This window comes from Acinetobacter sp. ANC 3813, assembly GCF_002135435.1.
Lineage (GTDB): Bacteria > Pseudomonadota > Gammaproteobacteria > Pseudomonadales > Moraxellaceae > Acinetobacter.
In genome coordinates this window covers 32,787-54,808 of the sequence record NZ_NEGK01000018.1, presented here as the reverse complement: position 1 = coordinate 54,808, position 22,022 = coordinate 32,787, and the positions used below count along the sequence as shown (strand labels likewise).

19 protein-coding genes and 1 other RNA gene are annotated in these 22,022 nt (G+C 39.1%); 13 read left to right on the top strand and 7 right to left on the bottom strand.

Translation table 11 applies throughout. The features are described from left to right. The 7 genes from B9T34_RS18360 to B9T34_RS18330 form a co-directional block, all read left to right on the top strand. A partial coding sequence (locus B9T34_RS18360) for an Ig-like domain-containing protein (protein WP_171265243.1) occupies positions 1-1,624 on the top strand: 1,624 nt, incomplete at its 5' end. A 138-nt stretch (positions 1,625-1,762) separates the two neighbouring features. After that, on the top strand, positions 1,763-3,412 hold the full coding sequence (locus tag B9T34_RS18355) for a poly alpha-glucosyltransferase (protein ID WP_086214571.1): 1,650 nt from the start codon (positions 1,763-1,765) through the stop codon (positions 3,410-3,412). Positions 3,413-3,425: 13 nt separating this feature from the next. Continuing rightward, the gene (locus B9T34_RS18350; RefSeq protein WP_086214570.1) at positions 3,426-4,919 is read left to right on the top strand and encodes a glycosyltransferase; all 1,494 of its coding nucleotides are present in this window, start codon (positions 3,426-3,428) and stop codon (positions 4,917-4,919) included. Continuing rightward, positions 4,912-6,708 (top strand): CapA family protein, encoded by a 1,797-nt coding sequence (locus B9T34_RS18345; protein WP_086214569.1) that lies wholly within the window; start codon positions 4,912-4,914, stop codon positions 6,706-6,708. Before B9T34_RS18350 ends, B9T34_RS18345 begins: the two co-directional genes overlap by 8 nt. A gap of 122 nt (positions 6,709-6,830) precedes the next feature. Next, the gene (locus B9T34_RS18340; RefSeq protein WP_086214568.1) at positions 6,831-8,354 is read left to right on the top strand and encodes a TolC family protein; all 1,524 of its coding nucleotides are present in this window, start codon (positions 6,831-6,833) and stop codon (positions 8,352-8,354) included. Next, positions 8,351-10,489, top strand: a complete 2,139-nt coding sequence (locus tag B9T34_RS18335; RefSeq protein WP_086214567.1) for a type I secretion system permease/ATPase — start codon at positions 8,351-8,353, stop codon at positions 10,487-10,489. Before B9T34_RS18340 ends, B9T34_RS18335 begins: the two co-directional genes overlap by 4 nt. Further along, positions 10,473-11,651, top strand: coding sequence for an HlyD family type I secretion periplasmic adaptor subunit (locus B9T34_RS18330; protein ID WP_086214566.1), 1,179 nt, complete (start codon positions 10,473-10,475; stop codon positions 11,649-11,651). Before B9T34_RS18335 ends, B9T34_RS18330 begins: the two co-directional genes overlap by 17 nt. Before the next feature lie 154 nt (positions 11,652-11,805). On the opposite strand, the gene ssrS is transcribed toward B9T34_RS18330, so the two are convergent. The 3 genes from ssrS to B9T34_RS18315 all read right to left on the bottom strand — a co-directional run bounded on the left by ssrS (position 11,806) and on the right by B9T34_RS18315 (position 12,927). Then, a non-coding RNA gene (gene ssrS / locus B9T34_RS18325) (6S RNA) lies at positions 11,806-11,988 on the bottom strand. Between the two features lie 97 nt (positions 11,989-12,085). Continuing rightward, the gene (locus tag B9T34_RS18320) at positions 12,086-12,373 is read right to left on the bottom strand and encodes a cell division protein ZapA (RefSeq protein WP_086214565.1); all 288 of its coding nucleotides are present in this window, start codon (positions 12,371-12,373) and stop codon (positions 12,086-12,088) included. Positions 12,374-12,375: 2 nt separating this feature from the next. Next, positions 12,376-12,927 carry a hypothetical protein gene (locus tag B9T34_RS18315; protein WP_086214564.1) on the bottom strand — a complete coding sequence of 184 codons (552 nt, stop codon included), beginning with the start codon at positions 12,925-12,927 and terminating at the stop codon, positions 12,376-12,378. Between the two features lie 64 nt (positions 12,928-12,991). On the opposite strand from B9T34_RS18315, the gene B9T34_RS18310 reads away from it, so the two are divergent. Together B9T34_RS18310 and pepP are read left to right on the top strand one after the other, a co-directional pair. Next, positions 12,992-13,609 (top strand): UPF0149 family protein, encoded by a 618-nt coding sequence (locus B9T34_RS18310; RefSeq protein ID WP_086214563.1) that lies wholly within the window; start codon positions 12,992-12,994, stop codon positions 13,607-13,609. 55 nt (positions 13,610-13,664) lie between these two features. Then, positions 13,665-14,987, top strand: coding sequence for a Xaa-Pro aminopeptidase (gene pepP, locus B9T34_RS18305; RefSeq protein WP_086214562.1), 1,323 nt, complete (start codon positions 13,665-13,667; stop codon positions 14,985-14,987). Between the two features lie 44 nt (positions 14,988-15,031). On the opposite strand, the gene B9T34_RS18300 is transcribed toward pepP, so the two are convergent. Both B9T34_RS18300 and B9T34_RS18295 read right to left on the bottom strand, forming a co-directional pair. Then, the gene (locus tag B9T34_RS18300) at positions 15,032-15,412 is read right to left on the bottom strand and encodes a hypothetical protein (protein ID WP_086214561.1); all 381 of its coding nucleotides are present in this window, start codon (positions 15,410-15,412) and stop codon (positions 15,032-15,034) included. A 128-nt stretch (positions 15,413-15,540) separates the two neighbouring features. Continuing rightward, positions 15,541-16,077: a hypothetical protein gene (locus B9T34_RS18295; protein WP_086214560.1), complete on the bottom strand. Its 537-nt coding sequence runs from the start codon at positions 16,075-16,077 to the stop codon at positions 15,541-15,543. A gap of 570 nt (positions 16,078-16,647) precedes the next feature. On the opposite strand from B9T34_RS18295, the gene ubiH reads away from it, so the two are divergent. The 3 genes from ubiH (at position 16,648) to B9T34_RS18280 (ending at position 19,523) form a co-directional block, all read left to right on the top strand. Then, positions 16,648-17,856 carry a 2-octaprenyl-6-methoxyphenyl hydroxylase gene (gene ubiH / locus B9T34_RS18290; protein ID WP_086214559.1) on the top strand — a complete coding sequence of 403 codons (1,209 nt, stop codon included), beginning with the start codon at positions 16,648-16,650 and terminating at the stop codon, positions 17,854-17,856. Positions 17,857-17,858: 2 nt separating this feature from the next. After that, complete coding sequence (locus B9T34_RS18285; protein ID WP_171265246.1) at positions 17,859-19,097, top strand: FAD-dependent monooxygenase; 1,239 nt, start codon at positions 17,859-17,861, stop codon at positions 19,095-19,097. A 177-nt stretch (positions 19,098-19,274) separates the two neighbouring features. After that, positions 19,275-19,523 carry a hypothetical protein gene (locus B9T34_RS18280; protein ID WP_086214557.1) on the top strand — a complete coding sequence of 83 codons (249 nt, stop codon included), beginning with the start codon at positions 19,275-19,277 and terminating at the stop codon, positions 19,521-19,523. A 40-nt stretch (positions 19,524-19,563) separates the two neighbouring features. Here B9T34_RS18280 and B9T34_RS18275 read toward each other — a convergent pair whose 3' ends face one another. Continuing rightward, on the bottom strand, positions 19,564-19,980 hold the full coding sequence (locus B9T34_RS18275; protein ID WP_086214556.1) for a hypothetical protein: 417 nt from the start codon (positions 19,978-19,980) through the stop codon (positions 19,564-19,566). Between the two features lie 220 nt (positions 19,981-20,200). After that, the gene (gene rsmI / locus B9T34_RS18270; protein ID WP_086214555.1) at positions 20,201-21,046 is read right to left on the bottom strand and encodes a 16S rRNA (cytidine(1402)-2'-O)-methyltransferase; all 846 of its coding nucleotides are present in this window, start codon (positions 21,044-21,046) and stop codon (positions 20,201-20,203) included. 10 nt (positions 21,047-21,056) lie between these two features. Here rsmI and B9T34_RS18265 point away from each other — a divergent pair, with 10 nt between their 5' ends. Continuing rightward, positions 21,057-21,992: a penicillin-binding protein activator gene (locus B9T34_RS18265; protein WP_086214554.1), complete on the top strand. Its 936-nt coding sequence runs from the start codon at positions 21,057-21,059 to the stop codon at positions 21,990-21,992. The last annotated feature ends 30 nt before the right edge of the window (positions 21,993-22,022 follow it).

The following is a 22,022-nucleotide window of genomic DNA, read 5'->3' as shown; positions in this document are numbered from 1 at the left end:
AACCGAACCAAATGCAGTGATTACTGTGAAAGATGCAGACGGCAACCCGATTGCAACGATTACAGCGGATTCAAATGGCGGCTACACCGTTCCATTGAGCCCGGCGCTTGTAGATGGTGAAGAAGTCACGGTAACAGCGAAAGATGCAGGCGGTGAATCAGCAGGTGCAGCAGTGACTGCGCCAGATACAACTGCGCCAGATGCTCCTGTTATTACAATGGGTTATGATGATGTAGGTACTACGACTGGACTGATTAATTCAGGCGCTACTACAGATGATTCGACCCCAACATTGTATGGAACAGCTGCAGCAGGCAGTGAGGTTTCTTTCTATATTGATGGAAATCCAACAGCAGTTGGTACTGTTACTGCAAATGCGGATGGATCGTGGGTATATACGTTGTCAACACCGTTGGCAGTTGGTTCACACACAATTCAGGCAAAAGCAGCAGATCAAGCTGATAATGAGAGTGGACTTTCAAATAGCTTTGCAATTACGGTAAATGCTCAGCAAACAGTTAATGTTGCCCCTGTAGTTGCGATCAAAGATTCAAGCTTATTAGGATTGATTGGCGCAGATGTTGCAGGATTAATCGTATTTGAACAGCAACCGTTATTAGCAGCCGATGCTAATAATAATATTACGAAGTTAACACTTAGTACGAGTAATGGGCTATCACTGTTAAGTACTCTGAAATTTGTATGGGGTGGAGACAGTTATGCAGTTACAACAGGTGCATTCAATAGTACTTATCAGCCCGCTGTTAATGGTCCTCATGGTTCAGCTTTGTTAGAAGAGCTAGGTATTAAAATCAGTACTGGAAGTACAAATACTTTCGTCGGGATTAATGCAACTGCAAACCTTGTCATTGAGTCAGCTGTTACAGGAGGTAATATTAGTAATGATGTGTTGAATGAGTTCTTGGCAGCAGTACAGATCCAAAGCGGAGGATTGGCATCACTTGTTGATTTATCATTGCTAGGATCGTTATCAATTAGTGCGACAGATTCAAATGGATTAACTACAACGGCGAATCAAGGCCAGTTGCTGAATTTAGGTGTGTTGCCAGGATTGTTGGATGGAGGGAATACCTTTATCAATTATGGTTCATCTTCTGGTGATATTATTGATAAGTCGGGAGTATTGACTAATCAGCGTCTGTATGGTTTTGACGGTGATGATACGTTGAAGGGTGGTTCTGCTGGCGACATTATTCGAGGTGGCGACGGTAATGACACACTTCAGGGTAATGGTGGAAATGATCAGCTTTATGGTGGTTCCGGTTCAGATACTGCAATATATACATTGTTAAATAATGCAGATAAAACTGGCGGAAACGGTATGGATACATGGGAAGATTTCCATTTTGGAAATGTAGCCACTGATCAGCAGGCTGATAAAATAGATGTATCCAGTTTGTTAGCTAACCAAAATGTAACATCAGCGAATATTAGCCAGTATGTATCTGTACTTTATGATGCTGCTAATAAAGTGGCAATAATAAGTGTTGATAAAGATGGTACGGGTAGCACTTTTGAAACAACACCATTGTTGGTCTTAACTAATCAGCAAAGCACAGTGACTTTGGATGATTTAATCCAAAATCAGCAATTATTATTCTAATTAATTAGAATAAAAGTGATATAAAAAGAGTCTCTGCGGAGGCTCTTTTTTTAGTCAAAAAAAACAATAAAAATTTAAAAAAAATGAATAATATGATATATTTAAGTTGTATTTTAAATTATAAAGAATGAGGGGAAAATGACGATTTCGTCTTATAAAGAACTACAGAGTTTTAAGGAAAAAATTACAATTTGGGTGCAGCAGAATAGTCAAAATATACAGCCTAAATATGGTCTTTTTTTATCTTATGGAGATAAAAAAAATAGGTGTAAAGTTTGGAACAATGTAGACACAGACATTGGTAAAGTACTGAAAAGGACCTGTACTTTTTTAGATAAAATTTTTGAAAAAAATTCTCGATTGCTTGAATATGTCAAACTAGATTATTTGATCAATTTAGAGCAAAAATCATGGAATGAGTTGGTTAAAGAAGTAAATACACAAAAACATAATAACCATTATAGAAAAGGCATCGGTTTTGATTCAAATCTAGAAATAAGTTTTTTAGAACAAGAGATGTATGGTAAAGCCATCATCCGCGGTGTCGTTTATAGTGAACCCAACTTTCTTGATGAAAAAAACTTAAATAATGCAATTCATAAAAAATATCCAAATATTACTAAGGAATATTCCTTTGATAAAATAGAAAATATATGGGTGTTTGATACTATTGCTGCTTTTTATGAAAATGGTGAGTTGCTTGAACTGTATTCTACAGGTCCAGAAAATGGAATAAGAAAACCAAATAAATCTAGAAAAGAAGAAATTAAAAAAATAGTTTTAGATAATGCAGAATTTTTATATCGTGATATTATAGAAAGCGGAAGATTTTGCTATGGATACTTCCCAGCATTTGATAGGGAAATTAAAAGTTATAATACAGTACGGCACTGCACAGCAATTTATGCATTATTAGAAACCTTAGAGGTTGAATATAATTCAAAATATTTGGATAAAATTAAAAAATCTATTCAATACGCCATTGATGAGTTTTATAAGGTTGTCGATGATAAAGCGTTTATGATTGATAGTGCTAATGATGGCATTGAAATTAAATTAGGTTCAAATGCTGCTGCTATTTTCATGTTTGCTAAGTATCAAGAAATAACCGAAGATAATAAATATAAAGAAATTGCAGAAAATCTTGCTAAAGGTATTATGCATATGGTTGATGAATATGGTGAAACAACACATATTCTTGATTATCCATCATTAAAATTAAAAGAAAAATTTAGAATCGTTTATTATGATGGTGAAGCTGCATTAGGTTTATTGCGACTATATCAAATTAATAATGATAAAAAATTACTGGATACTGTCAAATTAATGTTTGAGCATTTTATCACTAAAAATTATGATAAATACCATGACCACTGGTTAAGCTATTGTACAAACGAATTAACAAAAATATGTCCAGAAGAAAAATATTTCCAATTCGGACTGGATAACTATTTAAAACATATGAAATTTATTTATGAGCGTAAAACAGCTTATGCAACATTCTTAGAAATGATGATGTCTGCTCATAAGATGGTTAAGCGTATGAATGAGCAGGGATATAGTGAATTATTTGATCAGGCTAAGTTTGAAGAGTTGAAAGAACTCATTGAGCATCGGGTTGAGTTCCAGCGTGCGACGGGATATTTCTATCCTGAAATGGCGATGTATATGGCTAAGCCAGATAAAATTTTAAATGCTTTCTATGTGCGTCATGACCGTTTCCGTACACGAATTGATGATCAAGAACATAATTTGTCTGGTTATGTTGCATATATTAATCATTTTTGAATAGGGCTTTATTATGTATTTCTTTTTGAGTGCAGGTATAGGACAAAGTCTTACAGGAATTGAGCATGCAATATTAAAACGTGGTAAAGTTTTTAATTCATGTGGTATGCAATATAAAATTGTTACGCTTAATCATAATCCAGACTATAAGAAAAATTTAGATATACATGGTATATCTGAAAGTAATTTTTTAAATATTTATGATACATTTCAAAATATTATTTTTAAACAATTTAAGGAAAATAATTTAAAAAATTTTCTATCAGAAATTCATGGTGAAATTAGAGTTGAAGATAACACAAATCATTTTGATGTGAAGATATATGTAAATGAAGTTTATTATTGTTATATTCATTTTCATGAAAATGAGCAAATTTCCTATGTAAATTATTTTGATGGGGAGCGTATAAAATTTAAGAGAGAAATTTATACAGAAAATGGGTGGCTGTCACGAATTATTTATCTTGATAAAAACACTCCTAAGTTTTTGCATTATTTAGATTTTAAAAGAAATGTTGTTATAGAGGAGTGCTTTACGGAAGAGAAGAGTATTTCATGTATATTGTTGAAGCACTTTGATAAAAAAATAATATTTTATAATAAAAATGATTTTACCAAATACTGGCTAGATTTTATATTTTCAATGTACGAGAAAGCAGTTGTTTATTCTGATAAAAATAAACTTTATAATGATGTTTTAGTTGATATGGAAAATAAAAAATTTAAACTGATTTCGGTTTTTCACAGTGTTCATGTAAGTAATCCAAAACAAATTGAGAATGGAAAGTTAAATAGTAATTATCAAAAAGTAATTAATCATAAAGATCAATTTGATGGTTTTATTGTCTCGACGGAAAATCAGAAGCATGATTTACAGCTTAGATTTGGAACTGATATTAAGATTTGGGTAATCCCACCTTCATATGCTGAAGTTGAAGCTATAGAAAAAAATAATCATGAGGATTTTACAGTAATTTCCGTTGGACGTTATTATGTAGAAAAAAGATTGCATCATATTATTGAAGCAATTGAGTTATTAAAAGAAAAATATCCTGATATACAGCTTAATTTGTATGGTTTTGGAGACTCTAGAGATAAATTTGCCTATGAAAAGAAAATAAGAGCTTATGTGATCGAACATCAATTAGAAAATAATGTTCATTTTAAAGGATATTCACAAAATATCTTATCGCACTTAAGAGAGTCTAGTGTTTCTGTAATGACAAGTACCATTGAAGGTTTTTGTATAGGTATCTTAGATAGCCTTTCTGTTGGAACACCAGTTGTTGCATATGATATTAAATATGGTCCAGCTGAAATTTTACAACATGACTATTCAGGCTACCTTGTTGAGGAAGAAAATATAAATGAGTTATCTGCTGCAATTGAAAAATGCTATCTCAATACTGAGATGAGAGAAAATTCAGTTAACTCAATTGAAAAGTTTAGTTTTGAAACACTGAAGAAGAAATGGATTAATCATCTTTTGGAGTTGAGCAATGTTTAATTTTATCTTTAAAAAAGCTTTAAATGATATAAATTTATCTAATTCAAAAAAAGTAGATTTTTCTAAAAATAATCAGGGAATTGGTCCATTCTTAGCTCTATATACAGTTTTTAAACTTTTAGAACAGCGGAAAATTAATTTCGAAGATATTGTGGTTGTAAATGAAACAGCTATAAAAGAAAAAGGAAAAGGTATTGTTGGCTATCAATTAGGAGATCAACTTAGCTTATTTCAGGTATTAGTAAATTATAAGATTACCTCAGGTGTGGATTCACTTTTTTTATTATCAAATCATGTTTTTTTGAAAACACAAAAAAAAATGAGTGATTATTTTATTGAGATCATTAATGAAAATAATCTAAGTGAAAATTGTGCAAAAAATTTGTCTGGTAAATCAAATTCAAAGCTAAACCAAGATTATAATTTGGAAGATGTTTTAACTATTTCAGAATTGTTTTCTAAAATTAACCCATTTTATTTAAATATTCTTTCCGAAAGTAAAACGTATTTCAAAGGAAAGATTTTTTTAGCACAGTCTTATTTGCTTGATTTAAATAAAATTACATATTTTTTTGATTTTTTAAATATAAGTGTTTCTTGGAAGATCGAGCAGAATAAAGTTTTCTCTTATGTTGTTACTCAAGGTGTGGAAAATTCATTTCAACAAGACTCATTAATCGAAAGAGTTTTTTTAGACGAAAAAATTAATTTTCTAAGCTCTGATTTTTTGCAAGTCGATGCAGATATTAAAAAGTCTAATGCCATAATTAATTTAATTGGGGATACTTATTTAGGTGAATATTATTCAGCGCGTAGAAGTAAGCGTAAAGATTTTTTTGATCCATTAATTAATCATGGTTATTCTTATAGTTTTGGAAAATTAGAAATTTTTTTACATCATGCTGATATTAATATTGCAAACCATGAAGCGTGTTTTATTAATCAAAGTATTCAATCTCCACTCATTGGTTTGAAAAAATTTATTTTAGGTGCGGATGATGAAAAGACTATTACTGCATTGGAAAAAGCAAATATAAAATATTTATCATTAGCGAATAATCATACCGCAGATTATGGCGAAGACGGAATATCGCATACCTTAGAAATATTAAATAAGCACAATATTAAAAATTTTGGTGCAGGATTAAATGAATTAGATGCTTGTAAGCCATTAAGAGTTAAGATTAATGGGAGAGTCATTTCATTTTATGCAGGTTATTGGCATCGAGCGACGAATCAAAAAATATTTAAGTTTTATGCGACTCCTTCTGAACCAGGGGTTGCCACTCTTGAAAGTATATTAACTGAGTCAATTAAAGCAGAAAAAACATTTTATCCAGATCATACAATAATTGTTTTATCTCATTGGGGGGTAGATTTCTTACCTACTCAAAATTATCAGAAACATTTAGCAAATAAATTAATTCAATGTGGTGCAGATCTGATTGTTGGTCATGGTGCACACGCACTTCAGTCCATTGAAGACCATAAAGGAAAAACAGTTTTATATAGTATTGGTAATGGAATTTTTAATAGTGACGGGGAATATGAAGGTTATCCAGACGCTATGCCTTTTGGAATGATTGCGCAATTAAATTTTGATAATTCAAATATGAGCTTAAAGCTATTTCCTATAGATTCAAACAATAGAGAAACAATGTGGCAGCCAGATTTTGTGAATTTAGAACAATTTGCTGTGGTGCAAGATTACTATTCGAGTTTTAATTTTGATAGCGTAAATACATCTGAATGGCCATTTTATTTTGAAAAAAGGATTATTAATTTTTAATGATTGATGTGAGGGAATTAATACTAATTTTAGATTAATTAAATTTAGACAACAGGGTTGGCATGTATATTTTACTTGTCAGGTAAATTAATTAATAGTGGATTTAAAATAGATTTTTTAAAATGAGTATTATTAAATCAAAATTAGGACTGATGATCTTGATGTTGCCATTACCACTTGCTTTACAGCAAGTGCAGGCGGCTGAATTTCAAGACTATTTAAACTCAGCCAAAAAAGAAGTAAGCCAGATATTTAACCCTCAGCAAAACGACAGTAATAAAGTCAGTGTACAAGCATTAAGTAATTTTCAACTAGAACAACGCACAGAGTATGGCGCTTTGCCGACGGTTACAAGTGCGCAGCCTAAAGCCGTCGCTTCAGTTGCGGCATTAAGCAGTAATCAAATATCGAACCGCTCTGAAGTTTCTATGGTTGACGCAATCCATCAAGCTTTGCAGCAACATCCAGATATTTCTCAAAGTATTGCAAGTATGGCTAGCCAGAATGCCAATATTGATACTGCAAAATCACAGTATTTCCCACAAATCTCAGGCGGTATCAGCACTGCAGATTTAACCACAGGAGAACGCGGCAGGCAGCTGTACACTTTGTCTGCAACTCAAATGCTGTATGACTTTGGCAAAGTTAAAACATCAGTCAATACCGAAGAAGCGAAGTTATTAGAAAGTCAGGCACAGCTTTTAGTTGATGTCGATAACATTGCATATCAAACTGTTAATGCCATTGTAAATATCAACCGCTATCAGGAAATTGTTAAAATTGCCGAACAGCAAGTTAAAGGTGTGGGCCGTATTGCTGAAATTGCAAATTTGCGTGCACGGGCAGGTATCAGCAGTCAGGCCGATCCAGTGCAGGCACAATCTACTTTAGAAGCGGCAGAAACCAATAAAATTGTGCAGGAAACTGCCTTACGCCAATATCAGCAGAAACTCAGCACCTTGCTTGGCTATAACGCTTTAGGTATGAAATTTACGATTCCAGATTATGTCGTACGAAATGCGGGTTTATATCAAGATCCTGAATTTACGCGTATTCCAGATATGATGGCTGCGCAGGCTAATGTGGAAATTGCCAAATCACAAAAAGAACAGGCTAAATTGAATGCTTATCCCACAATCAATATCAAAGGCAGTTTAAGCCAAGCGCTGAATGGCCGAAATCCAAATAACAATGAAGATGATGGCTTATACAGTTCAGTCATGCTCGAAGCAAACAGCAACTTCTTCCAAGGCGGTGCAATTCGTTCTAGAGCGCGTTCAGCAGGCTATGCTGAAGAAGCGGCAAAAGCGCAAGTGAAAGCTGTATACAGAGATGTGTCAGATCAAGTCCGCTTAATCCGCGAGCAAGTAGTTTATAAGCAAAAACAGATGGATGTATTAAGCGCCCGCAGAGAAACTACAGCGCGCACTAAAGAGCTATATCAAGAGCAATATAAATTAGGCACTCGAACCGTGCTGGATTTATTGAATGCCGAACAATCCATACATAGTGTGGCTCAAGAAATTGAAAACGCCAGATACGATATTTATTCGGGCCTGATTGAATACATTAAAGTCACAGGCCGCTCCCGCGAATTTTATCAGTTAAATAATTTACCTATTCAAGGGATTGAGATCGAGCCATGAGCAATTCTATAAATTACCAGCCATGGCTGAATGCCGTACTTGCCATTGCTAAGCATTACCGAATCGAACCCTCAGAAGAGCGTTTACGCCTGCAGTTAGATTGGAACCCAAACCAAGATATTGACGATGTGCTGTCTACGGTTTGCCGTCAAATTGGTTTAAGCCTCAGGAAAAACAGCTTCAGTGAGGAGATGTTAAATCCATGGCGTTTGCCGCTGTTGATTGAAATGAAAAACGGTCAAGTTGGCGTTCTGGATAAAGTGGATGCAGAAGGAAATGCCAGTATTCAATTCAGCGGCGACCAAGGCCTTGCGCAAGTAATTAGTATTGATCTGCTTAAACAAAATACTGCCAATGTCTATATTCTGCGCCCAGAAAAATCTATTGCTGATGTGCGGGTTGATGAATACGTTAAACCCTATGAGCCGAGCTGGTTTTGGTCCATTGTATTGAAAGACTGGAAACGCTATATCGACATCATGTTTGCATCGATGATGGCAAATATTTTGGCGTTGGCTACCGTTGTTTTTTCGATGAATGTGTACGACCGCGTCATTCCAGCCCAATCTGTTCCAACCTTATGGGTATTGGCTGGCGGTGTTTTAATTGCTGCAGTATTTGAATTTAGCCTGCGCATTGCTCGAATATATCTGTCTGACATTATTGGTAAACGTGCAGATTTAAAAATTTCTGACCGTGTATTTGGTCATGCGCTGCGCATTAAAAATAAAGAACGTTCGAAATCTACAGGAACATTTATTTCTCAAATCCGTGAATTGGAAGGCGTACGTGAGCTAGTCACCTCGACCACAATCACAGCATTAGCCGATTTGCCATTTTTCTTATTGTTCTTGGCTATTTTCTGGATCATTGGCGGTAATTTATTCTGGGTGATGGTCGTTGTTGTGCCATTGATGATTATTCCAGGCATTTTAATTCAAAAGCCGCTGGCAAAATTAGCCTCAGAAGGCATGCGTGAAGGCGCTATCCGCAATGCTATTTTGGTAGAAGCAGTTCAGGGCATTGAAGATATTAAACTGCTGCGCGCTGAATCCCGTTTCCAAAATCAGTGGAACCATATGAATGAAATCTCAGCTGAGATTTCAATGCGTCAGCGTAAGCTGGTCGGCATTATGACCGCGTGGACACAAAAAATTCAGGGTTTAACTTTTGCCATTGTCGTGCTTGTGGGCTGTTTCGCAGTGATGAAAGGCGATATGACGACGGGTGCACTGGTTGCATGTTCAATTTTATCATCACGTATGCTTGCACCAATTTCACAAATTGCTGGCGTGCTGGGCAGATTGCAGCAGGCAAAAGTGGCAAAAGCCAGCTTAGATGAATTGATGAAAAAACCTGTCGATCAGCCGGATCAGGCACATTTAATTCACCGTCCTGCCATTTTAGGCCATTACGAATTGAACAATGTGATTTTCCAATATGGACAGGATGATGAACGCGCTTCTTTAACCATCCCTAAGCTGGAAATTAAAGAGGGAGAAAAAATTGCGATTTTAGGCCGCAACGGTGCGGGTAAATCGACCTTGCTGCAATTGCTTTCCGGTATGCAAGAGCCTGTGCAAGGCAAAATTAAATTGGACGGCATTGATCTAGGTTTGATTGATCCTTCGGATGTGCGCCGCGATATGGGCTTGCTGAACCAAAATGCACAGCTGTTCTTTGGTTCTGTACGTGAAAATTTAAAGCTGGGTGCGCCGCTGGTGACTGATGACGAAATTTTGCATACTTTAAAAATTACAGGCGCTTTAAGTTTTGTTCTTGATAAAAAAGAAGGTTTAGATCATCAAATTCTAGAAGGTGGTGTTGGTTTTTCTGGCGGTCAGCGTCAGGCTTTACTGTTGACTCGTTTGCTGCTGCGCCAGCCGAATATTCTGCTGTTGGATGAACCTACAGCAGCCATTGATGATGTGACAGAAAAAATGCTGATTGATCAATTAAAAACGTGGCTGGGCAATAAAACCTTGGTTATTGCGACGCATCGCCGCGCGGTGCTTGAATTGGTGGACCGAATTATTGTGGTGCATGAAGGCCGAATTGTGATGGATGGGCCCAAGGCGCAGGTATTAAATCAGACAACACCACATCAGGGGCAAAAAAATGAATCAGCAAAGTAAAGCAAGCCATATGCGTGATTTAGAACCGAGTTTGCCTAAACCGTCGTTGTTTATTTGGATAATTTGCATTGGATTACTGGCCCTGCTGATTTGGGCTTGGATGTTTAAGCTGGAAGAGGTTTCTACAGGTACGGGGAAAGTGATTGCATCGTCTAAAGAGCAAGTCATTCAATCACTTGAGGGCGGTATTTTAACTAAATTGACTGTACAGGAAGGTCAGATTGTTGAAAAAGGCCAAGTTTTGGCGCAGCTCGATCCGACTCGATTTGAATCCAATGTAGGTGAATCCGCGTCATTGCTTTTGTCGTCAAGAGCGACGGCTGCGCGATTGCGTGCAGAAGTCAACGGCACGCCTTTAAGCTTTCCTTCAGAGCTGGCCAAAGAGCAGGCGCTGATTCAGGAAGAAACAGCGTTATACCGTTCACGCCGCGCCAATTTAGAAGAATCGATTGCGGGTTTAAAACAGGCGCTGGTTTTAGTTGAGCAAGAACTGAAAATGACCGAACCCTTGGTTGCAAAGGGGGCTGCCAGTGAGGTTGAAGTGCTGCGCTTAAAACGTCAAGCAAATGAATTGCGCAATCAGATGAATGATATCCGTAATCAGTATTTTGTTCAGGCGCGGGAAGAGCTGGCAAAGGCCAATACTGATATTGAAACACAATCTCAGGTGGTGAGAGGCAAGTCTGATTCGCTGAGCCGTACTGTATTTAAATCGCCTGTACGCGGTATTGTCAAAGAAATTGATGTGATGACAATTGGTGGTGTCATAACTCAAAACGGTAAATTGATGACGATTGTTCCTTTAGATGAACAACTGCTGGTAGAAGCGCGAATTTCTCCGCGCGATATTGCCTTTATTCATCCGGGACAGGAAGCGCTGGTCAAAATTACTGCTTATGATTATTCCATTTATGGCGGGCTGAAAGGCAAAGTCACCGTAATTTCACCTGATACTTTGCGTGATGAGGTCAAGCAGGATCAATTCTACTACCGCGTTTATATCCGTACCGATGTAGACAAATTGAAAAATAAAGACGGTAAGCAATTTGCAATTACGCCGGGTATGGTGGCAACCGTAGATATTAAAACGGGAGCGAAGAGTGTGCTGGACTATCTGGTCAAGCCGTTTAACAAAGCGAAAGAAGCCTTGCGTGAACGATAGAAATGGCTTAGAAGATCATTAACTGAAAAACTCTGCTGAATGCAGGGTTTTTTATGCAATAAAATTAAAAAAGAATAACTAATATTAGCGGATAAGTTTCAGAAATAAGAGTGTATTTTTATAATGATTATAGGAGACAGACAGCAATAAAATAAATAGCTCCGAAAGTGCCGCTGCAATGTCGTTACCCTGAACCCGATGAGTTCAAGGTGGACGCGACGCATACTCCATGGGTTTCCTGCACGAAGGCAGGCATACACTCTAAATATGCAGAACGCATCCGGAGATATAAGTATCGGCAGGGATATAGACTTACTGGCGAACACCTCAGAGTTAAGGCAAGTATAACGAATTAAGCGCTGTTGGCAAATCACTTGCGGTATTTGATGCGTAAACTTATTTTATTTGGCTATGCTTTATGCAAAAAATCCCGCTTATTCAGCGAGATCTTTGGCTTCTTCTAAAATTGTCTGAAGCAATCGCTCACAGTGTTCATATTCCTGCAGGCTCTTGTTCATGCTGAGGACTTCCTGCATCAGTTCCAGCGCAACCATAATGATCAGCTTGCTGGGTTCCATACGTGGCGCTTTGCGGCGGAACTCATCATATTTATCATTTAACAGTTGAGCTGCACGTTCCAAGTCTGCTTGCTGATTTGCTGTGGTCGATAAACGGAAATTATGCCCAAGGACTTTTAAATCGACGGCAATTTGTTCGCTCATGCTTAAACTTCCTCGTTTGCGTCAGTTGGGTGGGCCAATTGCTGGATTTCCTGTGCATGCTGATCCTGCGCGGTGCCTAAAATGGCTAAACGCTGAATAATGGCTTCCACTTTTGCTTTGGCATGTTCATTTTTTTGCAGCAGGCGCTGGCGCTCTTGCTGCAAAGATTGAATTTCCTGCGCGGCTTGACGCTGTTCGTTTTGCATTTTTTCTTTCACCACTCGCAGTTCATTGCGCTCGGCTAAGATTTCCTGAAAACGGTTTTTTAAATCGGTGCAGCTTTTTTCCAGACGGCTATAGCGGTCAGCTAAAGACGCCGCATCGGTATTCAGATTTTGAAATTGACTGCGCGATTCAGTCAATTGCTCAGTCAGCGTATCAATTTCTTCTTGTTTTTGGGTGATGATGCCGTTTTTATGCACAATCTGCGCATGATGCTGTTCACCCGCAGAATTTTTTTCTTCTGTCAGTGAGCTGTTTTCACTTTCAAATTGCGCAAGTTTCGTTTTTAAAACGTTTAAATGCGCTTGCAGACGCTGTAATTCTTCTAACATATCGAGGTCGCACAGTATTGCAAACAAAGGTAATATATAAGAAGTATAGAGATTGGATAAACGAATGCAAGACGATATTTCAGGTTGGACCGAGTGGCACAGCAATTTTAGCGAAATCGAAGAGATTTCCAGCCCAAGCGAACTGCATGGTTTGCTCACGGGCATTGTCTGTATAACCCAAGCGCCGACGCGTGAAGAATGGCAGCAAATTCTAGCAACGCTGGAAGTGAATGAAATTAGCGAAGAAGCGATTGCGATTTTAGCTGATGAAACTGAAGACATCTCACATGCGCTTTCAGAAGATGAATTAGACTATTTACCGCTGCTTCCAGATGATGAACATAGTTTGGCAGAACGCGTTCAAGCCCTTGCAGATTGGTGTACAGGTGTAGTTTTGGGCTTTGGTTTGGCTTCTGGTCAGCTGCGTGCAGAAGAGCAAGAGTTGATTGAACATCTGCAAGATGTCGCATCGGTTGAATTTGATGAATCCGATGATGACGATGACGGTGAAGAAAGTTATCAGGAACTTTATGAATTTGTGCGCTTGATTCCGATCAGTCTGTCTATGGGCCGCAAGAAAATTGAAGTGGCTGAAAGCCCGCTTTTACAGCTCTTTTCTAAAAAGAAATCGGCTGAAACAAATAATGTTGTAGAAATGTTTACACCGCACCGCCCAAGCTAATTTTGGGCGTTTAACACCATTTAATCCATTTTTAAGAGTGACAAGAAGCATTCAGATGAAGAAACTTACACAAGCTGACTTTCAGGAACGCCGCGATATATTGGCTGGCGAAATGGGGCTGCGCAGCATTGCGATTATTGCAACCAGCAAAGAAGCAATGCGCAACCGAGATGCAGACTATAAATTCCGAGCGGACAGCAGTTTCTTTTATCTGACAGGCTTTGCAGAACCTGAAGCGGTAGCGGTCATTGAAACTTTTGACACGGAAGAAGAAGGCTATAGCTATAGCTTGTTTTGCCGTGAACGTGACCGTGAAATGGAAATTTGGAATGGTTACCGCGCGGGTGTTGATGGCGCAGTGGACGATTATGATGCTGATGAAGCTTATGCGATTGATTTGCTGGATGAAGAAATTCTAGAAAAACTGCAAAACAAGGACAAAGTATTTTACCGCATTGGTCAGCAAGCAGATTTTGACGCGCGTGTTGCCAAATGGATTGCTGATGCAAACGCTGACTCGCGTAAAGGCGCTTCTGCGCCCTCTCAGTTGATTCAGCTGGACCGTATTGTGGATGAAATGCGTCTGTGCAAATCTGCTGATGAATTAGCGTTGATGCAAATCGCTTCGGATATTTCAGCAGAAGCGCATACCCGTGCCATGCAAACAGTCAAACCCGGCATGATGGAATATGCGCTGGAAGCAGAGCTGAATTATGTATTTGGCAAAAACGGCTGTGTGCCGTCTTATAACAGTATTGTCGGCGGAGGCGAAAATGGCTGTATTCTGCATTATGTGGAAAATGACAAAGAACTGAAAGATGGCGATTTAGTGCTGATTGATGCGGCATGTGAATATCAGCTGTATGCCTCAGACATTACCCGTACTTTTCCTGTGAATGGTAAATTCAGCGCAGAGCAAAAAGCGCTTTATAATGTGATCCTCGAGGCGCAAATCGCTGCGATTGATGCGGTGCGAATCGGTAATTCATATAAAGAGCCGCATACTGTTGCGGTACGTATTATGGTGCAAGGCTTACTGGATTTGGGCTTGATGCAAGGCGATATTGAAGACATCATTACCAAAGAAAGCTATCGTCAATTTTACATGCACGGCACTGGCCATTGGTTAGGTATGGATGTGCATGATGTGGGTTCATACAAGCAAGAAGGTGAATGGCGTGCCTATGAAGAGGGCATGGTGGTCACGGTCGAGCCTGGACTTTATATTGCACCTGATGACGAAACGGTTGATGAAAAATGGCGTGGGATTGGCATCCGTATTGAAGATGATGTGGCGGTGACCAAAGCTGGTCCTCTGGTTTTAACTGCTGCTGTCGTTAAGTCTGTAGAAGAGATTGAAGCCTTGATGGCGAAGTAAGCCAAATTAGAAATAAGACCCGATCATATGATCGGGTCTTATTTCTAATAAAGCTTAGTAAGAGGGAAAAGACCATTTTCATCTTTCCATATAGGTGCATATTGAAAGCAAATGGGTTGTTGTGGCTGCAATGTACTGAGTCTTGGTAAATGCGTGTGAATGTATTTAATACCACTAAAACTGAATAATTCTCCTTGAGAATTCTTGAATGTATAGATAGCCCCAATACTGTCAGCTGCTTTCCCAGAGCTTTCTTTAACTATTTCTTTTCTTTCAATAAATTTACCACACTCTTGAATTTGGTTATCAGACTTCAAAGCCTGTTTATATTTCCAATGATGGTAGGAAGTATATCCGAAATACAGTGTAAAACCTAATACAGCCAGTATGGAAAACTCGACTACTTTTTTTGAATTTAATGACATTTAAAATATAAAATATTGATTTTATTAAGCTTAATATACGTTAATACTTGTCAATTTCACAGCAAATTATCAGTTTCTTCATGGTTTTTTATTAAAATTTCTGGCTACTATAGTTAGATTGATAATACTTAATGATCTCTTAACGCACTTATCACAACGGTGATTAATACAGTGAAAATAGTGAAGGATGAATATAAAAAAAACATAAAAACTAGATCAAAATAAATATTCCCGTTGTAAAGCCATAAACTTTTTGATGACTCAGTTGGATCCACCATAAAGAAGCCGTTAAAAGATAAGATATACAAGGTAATAAGAACTGTAGCTTCCAATAATGGTGATTTTTTTGAGTTCTTCTTTTTTTGGATTAACTTACGATGCTTTCTTATTTGAGCGATTGTTGATCTTGAAAAACCCTTCAAAAGGTAAATTAAAAAAATATAAAGTGCAGTAAAAAGTGTTAAGAAAAAAAGAACATCCCATAAGAGCCTATGGCTAGAAGTTACCAACTCATTCGTAGCTTTTAATGTTATACCTGTATAATCATCAGTTTGAATGAATGTTGTACAGAGTAAAACAATTAATCCCATAAAAAATAAGCTATATTCATTTTTAAAGGGGAAAAGATCTCTAAGGATGCTTTTATAATTACCTTGATTGGCCATTAACGTATCATCTATCTAAAGAAGTTAATAACTAACATAAATACAAAAAGTCCAATGAAGAGATATAATGGTTTCATAGTTTGATTTTTGAAAAAATTTTGTTTAATTATATAACTTAAATATTTAAGTTAAAATGTTTTTTAAATTAAATATCTTAGATAAAAGTCTAGGGCTGTTGATCTCGTATAATGCCCATTATGGATTACCTACTTTTTAGTTTATCTGCTAAGTTAAGGTTTCCTAAAATTAACATAATACACGTTATACGAAATGATTTTAATTTATTAATAATTTTCAGTATCTTAAATTAATTTAAAAGCCCAATCTCAGCCCATTGGGCTTTTTTTAATGATTTTTTATGTTTTAGTGATTAATTTTTGATCAATGTTCCACTTTTTTGTTGAGCTAAAATTCATCATAAGATTGAAGTATGGATTGATCCTTTCGAACTTTACTAAATGATTCAATATAAAAAATCATGTCCTTGATGTAAGATAAAATCCATTACAGATTATACGTATTTCGAGTGAATCTCCTGAATTCGAATACCTGATAAAAAAGGAACAAAGCATGCAGCAAGAAGTCATCATTGTTGGCGGCGGTATGGTCGGCCTGAGTCTGGCGCTCATGTTGGCAAAGGCAAATATTGGTGTAAAGCTTTTAGAAGCCATCAAATACCCAAATTATGATGATGCAAATCTTGCGCCGTATCATTCCAGTTTTGATGCCCGAAATAGCGCCTTATCACGCCGTACTGTGCAAATTTATCAAGAACTTGGCCTTTGGGATGCTTTGCAGGAACATGCAACGCCTATTTATGAAGTCCACATTACAGAGCAGGGCAGTTTTGGCAAAGCACGCTTAAAAGCAGAACAAGAAAAAGTCGAAAGCTTTGGGCAAGTCATAGAAAATGCATGGCTGGGCCGTGTGCTTTTGCAGCAAGTTAAACAAGAAGCGTTGATTGAGCTGATTGATGGCGTGCAAGTGACGTCACTGACTCAAGATGCAGACTTTGCTTATATTGAAGCAGAGCGCGGTGAATATACTCATAAATTACAATCAAAAATCGTCATTGCAGCAGATGGCCGTGATTCATTCTGCCGTAAGGCCTTAGGTATTGGTGCATCAGTACATGATTATGACCAAGTTGCCATTGTCACCACTGTACAAACATCAAAACCGCATTGTCATGTCGGTTTTGAGCGTTTTAGTCCGCTTGGCCCGCTAGCGCTGCTGCCGCTGCCGGGCGAATACCGCCGCTCAGTGGTTTGGCCTGTGCCTAAAGGCACAGAAGGCGAATGGATGGGTGATGAAAATGATCAGCACTTCTTAGATGCCCTACAAGAAACCTATGGCGACCGTGCCGGTAAATTCCAAAAAACCGGCAAACGCTTTAGCTTTCCATTGTCACAAGTACTTGCAGAAAAACAGGCTGTAGGTCGTGTAGTACTGATGGGTAATGCTGCACATACCATTCATCCTGTCGCTGGTCAGGGCTTTAACTTGTGTATGCGCGATGCCTATGTACTGCGCCGTTATTTAACAGAGCAAGTTGAAAATAATGCCGATTTGGGTGAAGCAGCTATGCTGCTGGATTATGAAAAATCACGCCTGACCGATCAGCAGCGCGTGATTAAGTTCTGTGATACGGTTGTGCGCGGATTCAGCAACCAAAACCCAATTTTAAAACTGATTCGTAATACAGGATTGGTTGCCTTTGACACCATTCCGGGCATTAAACCTTTAGTGGCGAACTATGCAATGGGGCTAAAAGCATGAATATGGGCCATGATCCGGTATTGGATGCAGTCATCATTGGCGGCGGTTTGGTGGGCGGCTTAGCAGCATTATTATTGGCGCAGGGCGGAGTACAGGCAACAGTTTTAGATGCGGCGCCTATTTTAGATGCAGAGAAAAATCTAGCAGCAGCCAATCCACGGGTACTGGCTTTAAGCCAAGCCACCATTCATTTGTTAAAAACTGCGGGTGTGTGGGATAAGCTGGCGCGGCAAATGCCATATAGCGGCATGCAGGTGTGGAATAAAAACGGCTATGGCGAAATCAATTTTGGTCAATCCTCAGTAAAGACACCAAGTGCCGAGCAAGCCTTAGGTACAATGGTCGAGCCGAGCATTTTAAATTTGGCTATTCAGCAGCAAATGCTGGAACAGCTTAACGACTACCGCACTCAAGTAAAAGTGACCCGTGTCGAAGAAGGTGTAGGGGGGTGGCATATTCATTTGGCAGACGGCACGCAGCTGAAAACCAAACTGGTGATTGGTGCAGACGGTGCAAATTCATTTGTACGCGAGCAGGCTTTTATTGATATTGATGTGCTGGATTACCAGCAGGCAGGCATCAGCTGTGCAATTCGTACTGCGCAGCCGCATCAGCATGTCGCGCGGCAGATTTTTTTAGAAACGGGCCCTTTGGCATTTTTGCCGATGGCAAGTTTAAAACCTGAAGAAAACGGCTATTGGCAGTCCATTGTTTGGACCTTGCCAGATGATTATGCCGACGAATATGCAGCTTTATCAGATGCAGAATTTACAGCGTTGCTGACGCGTGAAAGCTATCACATGCTAGGCGAAGTCTTAGAAGCAACGCCACGTGCTAAATTTCCATTGAAAGCGCGCGCGGCGCAGCAGTATGTCAAAAATGGTCTGGCTTTAATTGGCGATGCTGCACATGTGATTCATCCTTTAGCAGGTCAAGGCGTGAATATTGGCTGTTTGGATGCTGCTGTGCTGTGTGATGCGCTGCTGCATGACCAAGCGCGCGGCGTATGGGCGCATGAGCAGACGCTTAAGCGTTATGAACACCGCCGTAAAGGGCAAAATGATGCCATGATGCACAGCATGTCTGCGATTGGCTGGATGGAAACAGTCTCTTTATTCCCTGTAGTTTGGGCGCGTAATTTTGGCTTAAATCAGGTTGAAAAGCAGCCTGTGCTGAAAGATGCCTTTATGGCGCAGGCCAATGGTTTGTCACTGCTGAAACAGACCCGTTACAGCGTATAAGCTGAAATAGCGAGTTTTTTAAGCACTCGTAAATACTTGATTACGATTTTGATTAAAAAAGATACGATTTTTTAACTATTGGCTCTATGCGAAAGGCAAAGAGATTGTTAAATTTCTTCTAAATCAAAATCAGGAAATTGCCTGACAGTACAAGCCGTCATTCGTGGGGAGAGCAAGATGACAGATATGAATGATTATGATGATGCAGAAGATTCTGCGGTTGATGATGAAGAAGCGAAAGCAGCTGAAAAAGGCGCATCAGATTCGTCTGAAGGTTCATCTGATGGTGATGTAGCCGAAGCGGAAACACTGACAGTGACTGCTAAGCTGAAACAGCGTCAATCATTGGAAGATGAAGTTGCAGCGTTTTTAGCGCGCGGCGGTAAAATCACAGAAGTGCCGCCGGATGAAGCTGCACATGACTGATGAAGCCCTAAACTTTATCTTTAAAATGATTAAAACACCGCTATGAAGCGGTGTTTTTCTTTTGAGCATATTTTTGGCACAGCGCATAGATAGGATAAAACACAAAATGCGCCAGCAGGGTGAACATGCAGCTGATAATCAGCGCTCCCCAGTATGGCGGGGCATGCATCGCGCCAATGAAAGCGGCAAAGCATTGAAAGATTAAAATTGCGCTCAAAAGGGTATATGCCCAGTAAGGCATGTTGCGCCAAAAGGGTATCAGGCGCAACACGTTGCCGCAAATAAAATACAGTGAATAAATTGCACAAGCCATGAGCATAGCTTGAAAATCAGGGCTAATCATTTCATCAGAAATATAATGCGGATAAGGCTTTGAGCCATAATAGCCAATGTGCAGCAGACCCAGCAGCCAGAGCAGATTGAATATATAAGCGGCTATGAACTTTGCTTGAGTCATATTGTTATGATCTATTTAAATTTTTTCATGTGATGAGCATGCAATATGGACGGCATCTTCACAAGTATAAAAGTGTAGGCCAATCCTTTAACGCTTCGTTCAAATTAGATCGCATGACAACAATATAATGAGATCATAAAAAAGCACATTCAATATGCATCTGAATGTGCTTTTAGGCTTTAAGACGCCGTAGTTTAGTGATAGGGCGCTTAATCTATGCTTATGCGTCTTGTTGCTGCGTCAGTTCTAAAGCGCGCTGATAGGCCACTTTCTTTTTAATGCCAGTCAAATCTGCAGCCAGTTGGGAAGCGGCTTTAACGGATAAATCCTGCAGCAGGCGAGTAAGTAACTGGTCCAGCTTTTCCTGTTCCATGTCTTTTTCTTCAGTCGCACCGCCAATCACCAGCACAATTTCACCTTTTTGCTGATTGTGGTCAGACTCTACAAAAGTCACCAATTCACCTAAAGTCATCTTTTTGATGGTTTCAAAGGTCTTGGTAATTTCACGCGCAAAACCGACAGGACGGTCTGCGCCAAATACTTCTACCATGTCTTTCACGCAGTCCAAAATACGGTGCGGCGCTTCATAAATAATCAGGGTTTGGGTTTGGTCTTTGAGTTTATTCAGTGAAATCAAACGCTGTGACTGCTTAGACGGCAAAAAACCTTCAAAGCTAAAGTGGTCACTAGGCAAGCCTACAGCACTTAAAGCAGCAATGGCTGCACAAGCGCCCGGAACTGGAATAACTTTAATATTGTGCTCTTGCGCGGCACGAACCAGCTTAAAGCCAGGGTCGCTGATTAGCGGGGTGCCAGCATCACTGATTAACGCCATATCTTCGCCGTTTTTCAAGCGCTGAATCAGCAGATCAATCTTATTGCTTTCATTATGTTCGTGGCAGGCAGTGAGAGGTGTTTGAATATTAAAGTGTTTGAGCAATTGAGCTGAAGTTCGTGTATCCTCTGCGGCAATAATACTAACAGACTTCAGCACATTAATTGCACGATAACTAATATCATCTAAGTGCCCGATTGGAGTCGCAACAACAAATAACTGAGCACCCATAGGTTTCTCCATGTTCAAAAATAAGAAAAATTTACTTGTATTGGCGTTAATGGGAGGGATGACTTACGCCCAAGCGGAGGTTTTGGTTATTTTACCCGAATCAGGCCCTATGGCGCGAGCGGCATCGAGCATCAAGCTGGGTTTTCAAAGCGCATATCGCGCTTCAGGCGATAAAGAGCCCATTAAATTTGTTAATTCAAATCAAAAAAAGATGGCCAATGTGCTGAAAAAGAATATTACCGCCAAAACCAGAGTCATTGTTGGGCCTTTGGCGCGCAGTGATGTCGATGCACTGATGAAGGCCAAACCCAAAATCCGAGTGCTGACGCTGAATGAAGGCTCCGCGCAAGCGGGCAACATCACCCAGTTTAGTCTGGCAAAAAAAGACGATGCGCAGGCTCTAAAAAGTGTATTGGCTGCTGACAAAATGAATGAGCTGCTGGTGCTGCGTCAAACGGGCAGTGAAATAGAACATGAACTTTTCTTAATGTCCTTGGTGACTCAGGCAGAATTGCCGATGCAAGTGCTGGATGCGCCGCCCCAAAAGCTTAAAAAGCATCAGGCCTTGCTGCTGCTTGGCAATAATGAATGGCTGAACCAGCTGCAGAAACTGCCGAGCAAGCATCTTTATACTTTATCCAATGCCATTGAAGAGAAGCAGCCCATCCCCAAAGGCATAAAATTTTGTGATACGCCCGCTCTATATCGAGGGCAGTGGGGTGATATGTACAGCGCTTATCAGCAAAACCCTGTGAGCATGCCTTATCAGCGGTTACTGGCTTTTGGCGGCGATGCATGGAGCATTACACAGCTGTATCTGCAAGACCCAAAAATGAAAAGCGCAGTGTTTGAAGGCAGAACAGGCATGATTCAAATCAGCGGCAATCAGATTCAGCGACTGCCAAAGTGTTATCAAAATACAACTAAAGGCGTTGTTGCGATCTAAGTGCAGAAGGCAGTTGAAATGTATGAATAA